The sequence below is a fragment of the Amycolatopsis sp. NPDC051716 genome (assembly GCF_040681595.1).
Classification (GTDB): Bacteria; Actinomycetota; Actinomycetes; order Mycobacteriales; family Pseudonocardiaceae; genus Amycolatopsis.
The window spans coordinates 1-9,358 of the sequence record NZ_JBFAZA010000077.1 but is presented as its reverse complement, the minus strand read 5'-3'; the positions used below and the strand labels follow the sequence as shown (position 1 = coordinate 9,358).

Below are 9,358 nucleotides of genomic sequence, written 5' to 3'. Positions count from 1 at the left end.
CAAGGGTTTAACTCCAAATCAGAAAGAAGAAAATTATTTTAAGAAAATATAGCTCATTTTGTGTCTAAATATTTGACATTGGTCCATAAATGTCAATATCAGAATTTTTATTACCTAAATTTTCAAAAAATGATGTATAAAAAAGCGTTCCTACATCATTATTTGAAGAGGGGGAGTCTATTTTTGTGATAACTTCTTTAAGAGCAACTTCATTTTTTATTAAAATTGACTCTAATATATTTTTTTCAATTTTTCTCCCTCTCCCAATAAACCTTTTTAGATTTTATCAAAGCTTTATTTATTAATCCATTATAATAGTCAACTGCCTCTAAAATAGAATTCTTTACTTCTTGCTCTGATAAACCTGTATCTTTATAAGCATAATCAATTGCTCTTGAACATGTTATGATGGCTCCTAAACCATTATTATCAAACGCTGCGTCTAATAGTTTCACATCTCCTCCTTGATAACCAACTCCTGGGATTAGAAATAAGGTTTTTGGTAAGAGTCTCCTATACTTAGTTAAATCTTCGGGATATGTTGCTCCAATGACAGCTCCAATATCTGAAAATCCATAATTCCCAACTTTATTCGTGCTTTTAATAATATAATCACATACAACTTCAGAGATAGTTTTATTTTCAGAATCCAGTATTTTATCTTGCAATTCTCCTGAAGAAGGATTGCTTGTTTTCACTAAAATAATAGAGCCCTTATCATTTTCTTCTCCTAATTTTATAAATGGGTCTAATCCATCACTTCCCAAGTATGGATTAATTGTTACTGCATCTACAGATAAAGTAGAGCTCCACTCATCAGCTGTATTCTTATAAAAAGTTTCTGCATATGCCTGAGAAGTACTTCCGATATCTCCTCTCTTAGCATCCGCAATAACGATAAGTCTCTTTTTCTTAGCATAATCCACAGTTTTCCAAAAAGCTTCTATTCCATAATAATCATACTTCTCATAGTAAGCAAGTTGAGGTTTTACAGCTGGAACTTTATCTGCCACTATATCAATAATCATTTTATTAAATTCAAAAATAGCGTAGCCTGCTCCTCTAGGGGTCTTTCCATAGATGCTCTCTGCCTTTTTTAAAATATAGCTAGGAAAATTCTCTAAAATGGGATCTAACCCAACACATAGATGAGATTTTGTATTGACTACTTTTTGTATATATCTATCAGAAAACATCATTTATCCATTACCTCGCTTACAAAATTAGTTATTATTTGATGAACTTTGTCAATCCCTACAGTTGAATCAACAAGTAAAGCATTTTTAGGTAAAACATCAAGAAAATTTTGTCTTACTTGGTTAAATACTAACTCATTTTTTTCTTCATACTTTATATCTTCTCCATCCCTTTGACGAACTCTCTCTAAAGCACGCTCTGGAGGAACATCTAAAAACACTGTAACATCTGGAGTAGGAACACCTTTATTAATCATTAGAATTTCTTTGTAGTCTATCCCACGAGCTTTAAAGAACGCTAGTGAACTGTATAAGTATCTATCACATATAATGTTGCTTTCAGATATTTTGGGGAAAATTTCTGAAGTTATCTGATAAGTTCTATCAGCTGCAGCCAATAAAGCAATCGAATACATATTGGGCGCAATACCATTATCCAAATAATCTCTAACTCTTTTATCATTTCTATAGTAATCTGTTGGTTGTTTTGTTGTAAAAACTTTAAGTTTTTTATTTTCAAACCATTGATGTAACATATCAATTTGAGTTGTTTTTCCTGAACCGTCAAGTCCTTCAAAAACTATTAATAAATTTTTCATAGCATTCCTCCATTGATAGTATTGTACCATAACTTGAAAGCACTTATATAAATTAACATAGAATAAATTACGGGTTAATGAACAATAAATGCAAATGATTTTAATAATCTTAATAAGAAAAGAAGAGTGTTCAGAAAATGACCATTTTCTGAACATCTGATAAAAAAGGAAAAACGATTAGAACGCTTTTCTTTTTTATGTCTATTTATTTGATAATAGTCCAAAAACACTAAACAGGCTTTTAGTGATCCTTGCCTTCAATCGTTTCGATATCGCCTTTGCCGTCACGGGACACGATGGCCTTGATAGCGGCAGTGATGCCTAAAACATCATCATCCAATGACAACGCTGGTGTTTCCGGACGAGTGACAACCTGTTCCGGCAAAAATGGAATATGCATGAAGCCGGCCTTAATATCGGGAAACATCTTATCCCGCATATACTGTACCTGATAAAAAATGTGGTTGCAGACGTAAGTGCCTGCTGTGTTGGAGACTGCTGACGGAACACCAGCTTCCCGAATGGCTTTGGCCATGGCCTTAATTGGTAACTGGGTAAAGTAGGCATTCTCGCCATCGCCATGAATCGTGTGATTAAGTGGCTGATACCCGGCATTATCTTGAATCCGACCGTCATCCAAGTTAATCGCAACTCGCTCCGGCGTGAGTTCAAACCGGCCACCAGCCTGACCAATGCTCAACACATAGTCAGGCTTTTCTTTGGCAATAGCATCTTTAACGACATCGGCTGAAACATTAAACTTTGTCGGAATTTCCAATTTAACGATTTGTGCCCCAGCAATTTCATCCGGCAAACGTTTCACGGCTTCAATCGCAGGATTAATTTTATCGTCGCCAAAGGGATCAAATCCGGTAACAAGAATTTTCATGAGAAGATTTCCTTTCTAAAATGCCAAGAAGTACAGAAGCTATCGAGAAGTGTATCTTGTACCATCTTTAAGACGTTGGAGTCTTTGATGGGTAGGACAATTTGTTGCGCCATGATTTATATATACCTTTCTGAAATTAAATAATTAAACTTATAATAGGCTCCGCCTTTTTATGACCACATTAAAAAACTAAACAAAAAGAACACCATATAAATTTTGTACGTGGTCTTCTTTTTGCTTTGAATCATTTCATTCCCTTGCTAAACCATTAGAAGCTTATTGTCAGTTTCAATAATACATCCAGTTACAGTTTACAAGACAATCTCCTACCATAGCTCTTTAGTGGTATCAGCATAAATTTATCATTCCATTACTAAAAGTTACTTAAAAATCCTTTTACTTTCTCATACATATTTTGAGTTTCTATATCATTATATTCTAATAGCAATTCAGGATCAGAAAACAAATATCCTTCTCCTTCATATTCATAGAATTCCAACTTAGCGCCTGAATTTTCTATTTCATTCAGGAATTCTTGTAAAATTTCTTCATCTTCTAGTTTCCACGGATCTTCTTTAGAATAATGGATTTGGATGGGGAGATTTGATGGCCACCCCTCATAGCCAAACATTTTAACTGGCATTCCACCATGTAACAATATGGTTCCAACTGTCTCTGGAATTTTTAGCGAAAGCCACTCTGCTAAATTACAACCATTTGAAAAACCAATAAAGATAACCGGTTTCTTACCATTCTTCTTGTGTTCTTCCTCGAACATCGCATAGGCTTTCTTTTCTAAACCATCTTCTCCAAATGTTCCGAGAAAAGCCATAGCTGTTTTATAATCATCAAATTTCTTTCCTTCATACAAATCAGGAATGATAACATCAAAACCTTCTTTTTTTATAACCTCTGACAAATTTAATTCAGACCCTCTTATTCCAAGTACTGAATGATAGATAAAAACAATTGGCTTCATATAATCCTCCTAGTTAAACTGAATTTACCGATTTATATTTCTATAATGATATTAGAATAATAACAAGACCCATCAGACTTAATCTCATATTATTCACCGTAATTAAAGTCTGATTTCACATTATTAACATGTATTTTCTAAAGTATATCAAATAACTATTCTATTTACAATTCCTTCAATTCTAATATACTACAGTACAGATAAATTAGTAATTTTCAAGTTATTATATAGTTAGAAGGATATTATAGGTTCTGTTGCGAAGTTTTTTAAAGTGTTTTTTTGTAGATGGTAGTATTGGCAGAGTCTTTTTTTACATATTTTACTGCTCGAATACTTCCTTCATTGACTTCTTTTAGAAATTGTTTTCCTATTGATAGGCGTACTCCTTTAGGAATAGTTTCCCAATTTACAGATAATAAAGTTTTTAGTGAAAAGTTTGTGTCAGGTGGAAGTTTTTCAATTAGTCCAGTTATTTCGTTAAACCAATGAGAAAATTCGTGGTTTGGAAATTCTTTTTTAATCAGATATTGCTGGATAGAGAAGCTTCCTGCTTTTTTTAGCAAGGTTTCATACTGCAAATCAGTTAGGGTTAATTGGATATTCTTTGACATTTTAATTATGTCCTTTCATTTATATTCATATAAAGGATATCACATCCTATTTTGTTTGTCAATAAAACATTTTGTTTGTCAATAAAACATTTATATAAATGCTTTATTTTTTATAAATTTGTAAAAAACAGCCCCTATAATTATATCTTGTAAGTATAAGGGCTGTTTTTGGTTAATTTCTTAGGGGTTATTATCTAATTATAGACCCTAAACGAACATCTTTTGTAGAAATCCTTTTTTCTGCTCTTTGAGAAGATCTAGCTTACGCTGATGAAGAGCGATAGTGTCATCTAACTGTTTAAAGAAAGAGCCTATTTTTTGTTGTTCTTCAATCTTAGGTAGCTCTAGATTTAGATTAGAAACTGCAGGATAGTTAACATATATTTGCGTTCCCCCCTGAACAATTCGTTTAACTTTTTCTCTAAAAGGACCATTAAGTATGGTATATGCAAAATTAGAATCAAAGTTTTCTTTCGGAGAAATAATTTCAGTTCGTTGATTGATAACATATTCGTTATCTTTTTCTACCAGTAAAGTTCTTCCAATAATTGTTCCATTAGCAGTTTTATCATTTAGCACCATGGTGAGCTCTCCAGAATTAACAACTCGTCCATCTGTAATTTCATTTGATATTGCGCGAATATTTTGATCAACGTATTGGCTATTTAATCCATAGCTACCAATTGAAATAACTTTGTATACACCATATTTGTCAAAATACTTTTCAATAGCTGTTCCGCCTCTGTGATTAGCTACGTCAGATAACTTACGCTCTTCCCAATCGTCAGCAAACCCCGCAAATCGCAATTCAGGAACTTTTTCCCCATTTTTGGAGAACATTTTTTGTAAGTATCCTTTTTTCTGCTCTTTCAACAAATCTAACTTACGCTGATGAAGAGCGATAGTATCGTCGAGCCCCTTAAAGAATAATCCTATTTTAGTTTGTTCTATTTCACTAGGAACATAAACCTTTTGATCTTCGAGATCTGATTTACTTAGATTACCAATTGCCCCATTCCCACCAGAAACAAAAATGTTTATAAATTTACTATACCATGAAGAACTCATAATAGCATTTACAAATTCCGGTTTTTCAGCCCTTGCGACAAGCATAAATCCACCATGAACAGTATCATTTTCAATCCCTTCAATCAAAGCATGCTTACCAACTAAACGGCTAGATCCATTTGCAGAAGTGATAAGAATATCCCCATTTTTCACTTTGTCAATTTTAACTGCCTCTTTATTTACAAAGACATCGTCCGATTTAATTAAAAAAGTATCTTCTGCAATATTGGAAGAACGAAGAACCCTAATACCATATTTTTGGACATCGGATGGCTTATATGTTAAGCCCCGTCTTACTTCAGCTAAATTTGAGAACTTACGCTCTTCCCAATCATCCGTAAAACCTTCAAACCTTAATTGTGGACTCTTTTTACTCATCATGCCCACCTCTCAAAAGAAGACGCATCGAATCAATTAAGGCTTGATTCTCTTCACTTTCTGAAAAATCGTCAATCAACGATAAGAGCACTTGCTCTTGTTGAACTAATTCTTCATTGACCTTAAGGAGATTGGTATTTACTGCAACCAAATCAACCGGTTCCTCTTCCTCAAAGGTATCGACATAACGAGGGATATTTAAGTTAAAGTCATTTTCTTGGATCTCATCAAAACTTGCAACATGAGCATATCTTTCAATATCTTCTCGTTTTTTGTAGATAGAAACAATTTTATCAATATGTTCATCCAACAGGACATTTTTATTTTTTTGTTTTTCAAAATCTTGAGAAGCATCGATAAATAAGACATCACGATGAGAGCGGTTTTTCTTCAAAATAATAACCGTTGTCGGAATACTCGTTCCAAAAAAAATATTGGCCGGCAAGCCAATGACCGCATCAATGGCTCCCATTTCTAAAAGGGCTTGACGAATGGTTCCTTCTGCGGCTCCTCTAAAGAGCACGCCATGCGGAAGGACAATTCCCATTGTTCCCGATTCTTTCAAATGGTAAAAACCGTGAAGGAGAAAGGCAAAGTCAGCTTTAGATTTAGGCGCTAATTTTCCAAAACGCTCAAAACGAGGGTCAGAGAGAAACTGATCTGCCGCTGACCATTTTGCAGAATAAGGTGGATTCATGACTACGGAATCAAACTGATAAGGCTCTTCTGAGGGCCAATCGGCATCTAAAGTATCTCCGTTATTCAGGTTCATGCGTTCTTTATCCACCCCATGAAGAATTAAGTTCATACGTGCCAAGTTAAAGGTCGTTGTATTTAACTCTTGTCCATGATAGTGCACTTGATTTGGATTGATGAGATAGCGACGAATATTAAGCATCAAAGAACCTGAACCCATCGCAGGGTCATAGATATGAAAAGGTGCTCGAGATTCTTGGCCGATTGAAGTGATCTCTGACATGATGCGTGAAACAGCTTGTGGGGTATAAAACTCGCCTGCTTTTTTACCCGCACCTTCCGCAAACATCCCAATTAAATACTCATAAGCGTCCCCAATCACATCGCCATTGTGTTCAAATAAGTCAATCTCATCTAAAGCACGCAAGACCTCAGTAATCGTCACATTACGTTGTTGTGCATTTGAGCCTAATTTTGTGGAGTTTAAATCAATATCCGCAAACAATCCACTGAATTCTTCTCCTTGACGTTCCAACTCATTAAAACCTGCTTGTAAGTCGGTCAAGTTAAATTCATAGTTATCAGCTTTGAGGCGGTAGTGATAAAACAATTGATCGGGTTGGATAAAGTAGCCTTGTTTGGGTTGGATATTTTCGATTAAATCGTCTTTGTCTTCTTCGTACCATTCCATGAAGCCTGCATACTGAGTGGAACGTTCTGGGAAGGTATCTGTTTTGCCATTTTCTTGTTCATAAACTTCTCTCAGCTGCGCATCAGACAAGTACTTATAGAAAATTAATCCCAGTAAGTAGTTTTTATACTCACTTGCATCCATCTTCCCACGTAAGATATCCGCAGAAGCCCATAGTTGTTGATTTAAACCTGTCGCCATTATAATTCTTCTTTCCATTTTTGAAGTTGTTCAAAGTTTTGTTGTAGTCGTTCTTCTAAAACTTTTGTTCTTCTTCTGTATTTTTCACCCGTTTTGGCTTCAAACTCTTCTTTACTAAGGGTCATCGAATCCAGTAAATGAGTTAAATAAGGGATCGTTTTCTTATCGCCTTGATATTCATTCATTGCAGACTGTAAAAAGTCGAAGGATAATCCAAATTCTTCGGCTTCTTTTTGAAGTTGTCTTTGAATTTCATTTTGAATCGAAGTCTCTTTTAATTGAGCCACATCGATCTCTTCAGTAGTATTGACGAGTTGATCTTTCAAGGTGTGATACATCTTTTGGATTTGAGGATCCTTTTGTTGGATTTCTTTTTCAAATTTTTCAACGGCCCCTGCTTCGTTTAATTGAATCGCTTTCAAAAGTTGATTAATATAAAAACTATCCACGATGTCTTTATGTGTCGCATTGAGCTGCGAAGAAAAAGCAATCTCTTGTAAAAGCTTCTCGAAGTCTTCCTCAGGATGCTCCTCATCCTCGATCATTTCTTTAATCTTTGTTTTAACATTTTCCGTTTTACCTTGATATTGTGGCATCTGCTCCACTACTTCTGAAAATGCTTCAAAGTCCTCTTCGTATTGATCATAGCTTCGGAGCGCTTTATAACTCTTTTCTAGCTTTTGATAAGCACTCACTTGCGCAATCATCGTTTTAAGATCATTGGGTTTATCCGATAGGTCGGCTTCGCTTTGTTTATAAAGTGTTGAACATTCGATAAATTCTTTTTTGACTTCTTCATATTCTCTTGGAATCAGTTGATCAAAGTTTTGATTTTCATTTGAGAATAGACGAAACGTGTTTTGCACATTTTCTTTCATGGTGAAGGGCTTTCTAAAAGAGACAATCAACCCAGAATCTTTTCCTGTATAAATACGATTCGTTCTTGAGAACGCTTGAAGGAGCTTTTGATAGTTCATTTCTCGATCAATATATAAGGTTTGAATCGTTGGAGAATCAAAGCCTGTCAATAAACGATCGACAACAATGACAAAATCTAGCCACTGACCATCCGATTGATATTGCTTTTCCTTACGGGCCAACCGTTTATTAATATTTTGATTGTAGAGTTTCTCATCTTGATAAGGAGAAGCATCAAACTGTTTCGCATACTCTTTCATGATCTCTACTAATTCATCGTCTTGTTCATTTTTTTCTAATTGATCCGGATTGGTTGAGAAGGTAATAGCTACTCTTGGGAAATCTTTATCAATCAGTTGATGACGTTCATCAAATTGTCGCCCATTCAAGAGTGTCCCATTATCTTTCATTTCCTTTAAAATCCGGTAAATATGTTTGGCTTGGGCAATCGAGTGAGTGGTAAGAATGGCTGACATCGTAGGAAAACCATTCTGTACCTTGAACTTTTTGACCACACTTCTCCGATTAAAGATTTTTTGTAACATGGTACGAATATGTTCATCTGTTTCATAAAGTTCCGTAGGCAACAATTTTTCTTGTTGTAAGACATCGTCTGGTAACTTTCCTTTATTGAGTTGGGTGACAATTACCTCTTGATCCTCTTCTGAAATCAGTGAATGATACTCGACTTGAAAGCCTAAAACAGCGCCATCATCCATAGCGTTTTTGGTTGTATAGGAGTGAAGGAGTGGCCCGTATTGCTGGCTCGTCGTTCTGGCAAAGGTTCCATTTTCTTGCTTTTTATTTTGTTCAAAAATAGGCGTCCCCGTTAATCCAAACCAGGTTGAATTGGGTAATATTTTCTTAATTCGCTTCATTTCCTCATCACTAACCGCACGATGAGCCTCATCAACAATAAAAACAATATGTTCTTGCCGTAGCTTCTCAAATTGATTCGAGCCTTTTTCTTCACTCTCTTGTTGGGCACTTCGCATAGCCGCAGAGAGTTTTTGAATCGTGGTCACTAAAATCGTATTATTATTTTTTGATGAAAGGAGGTTTCGAGCCAACTGTTTTTGATTTTTGATCCCAACAATCAAAGTATTGGCTACCGAATTTCCGGTCGTTTGTC

8 protein-coding genes are annotated in these 9,358 nt (G+C 35.1%); all 8 read right to left on the bottom strand.

The annotated features are described in order from the left end of the window. Window positions 1–245 precede the first annotated feature (245 nt). Window positions 246–1,199, bottom strand: coding sequence for an orotidine-5'-phosphate decarboxylase (gene pyrF, locus AB0M30_RS47105; RefSeq protein ID WP_012579076.1), 954 nt, complete (start codon window positions 1,197–1,199; stop codon window positions 246–248). Then, the gene (gene tmk, locus AB0M30_RS47100; protein ID WP_349221497.1) at window positions 1,196–1,795 is read right to left on the bottom strand and encodes a dTMP kinase; all 600 of its coding nucleotides are present in this window, start codon (window positions 1,793–1,795) and stop codon (window positions 1,196–1,198) included. The genes pyrF and tmk overlap by 4 nt, the downstream gene beginning before the upstream one ends. Before the next feature lie 241 nt (window positions 1,796–2,036). After that, window positions 2,037–2,684, bottom strand: a complete 648-nt coding sequence (gene pcp / locus AB0M30_RS47095; RefSeq protein ID WP_014573651.1) for a pyroglutamyl-peptidase I — start codon at window positions 2,682–2,684, stop codon at window positions 2,037–2,039. A 373-nt stretch (window positions 2,685–3,057) separates the two neighbouring features. Next, window positions 3,058–3,663, bottom strand: coding sequence for a dienelactone hydrolase family protein (locus AB0M30_RS47090; RefSeq protein ID WP_063284065.1), 606 nt, complete (start codon window positions 3,661–3,663; stop codon window positions 3,058–3,060). A 266-nt stretch (window positions 3,664–3,929) separates the two neighbouring features. Continuing rightward, window positions 3,930–4,274: a DUF1413 domain-containing protein gene (locus AB0M30_RS47085; RefSeq protein ID WP_349221525.1), complete on the bottom strand. Its 345-nt coding sequence runs from the start codon at window positions 4,272–4,274 to the stop codon at window positions 3,930–3,932. Window positions 4,275–4,481: 207 nt separating this feature from the next. Further along, window positions 4,482–5,720 carry a restriction endonuclease subunit S gene (locus tag AB0M30_RS47080; RefSeq protein ID WP_364599152.1) on the bottom strand — a complete coding sequence of 413 codons (1,239 nt, stop codon included), beginning with the start codon at window positions 5,718–5,720 and terminating at the stop codon, window positions 4,482–4,484. Continuing rightward, window positions 5,713–7,326 carry a type I restriction-modification system subunit M gene (locus AB0M30_RS47075; protein WP_356625540.1) on the bottom strand — a complete coding sequence of 538 codons (1,614 nt, stop codon included), beginning with the start codon at window positions 7,324–7,326 and terminating at the stop codon, window positions 5,713–5,715. Before AB0M30_RS47075 ends, AB0M30_RS47080 begins: the two co-directional genes overlap by 8 nt. Continuing rightward, on the bottom strand, window positions 7,308–9,358 hold a 2,051-nt coding region (locus tag AB0M30_RS47070; protein WP_364599149.1), incomplete at its 5' end, for a DEAD/DEAH box helicase family protein. The genes AB0M30_RS47075 and AB0M30_RS47070, both read right to left, overlap by 19 nt.

Excerpts from the sequence above, each read along its gene's own strand:
- pyrF (WP_012579076.1), bottom strand. The coding sequence starts at position 1,199 with ATGATGTTTTCTGATAGATATATACAAAAAGTAGTCAATACAAAATCT.
- tmk (WP_349221497.1), bottom strand. The coding sequence starts at position 1,795 with ATGAAAAATTTATTAATAGTTTTTGAAGGACTTGACGGTTCAGGAAAA.
- pcp (WP_014573651.1), bottom strand. The coding sequence starts at position 2,684 with ATGAAAATTCTTGTTACCGGATTTGATCCCTTTGGCGACGATAAAATT.
- AB0M30_RS47090 (WP_063284065.1), bottom strand. The coding sequence starts at position 3,663 with ATGAAGCCAATTGTTTTTATCTATCATTCAGTACTTGGAATAAGAGGG.
- AB0M30_RS47085 (WP_349221525.1), bottom strand. The coding sequence starts at position 4,274 with ATGTCAAAGAATATCCAATTAACCCTAACTGATTTGCAGTATGAAACC.
- AB0M30_RS47080 (WP_364599152.1), bottom strand. The coding sequence starts at position 5,720 with ATGAGTAAAAAGAGTCCACAATTAAGGTTTGAAGGTTTTACGGATGAT.
- AB0M30_RS47075 (WP_356625540.1), bottom strand. The coding sequence starts at position 7,326 with ATGGAAAGAAGAATTATAATGGCGACAGGTTTAAATCAACAACTATGG.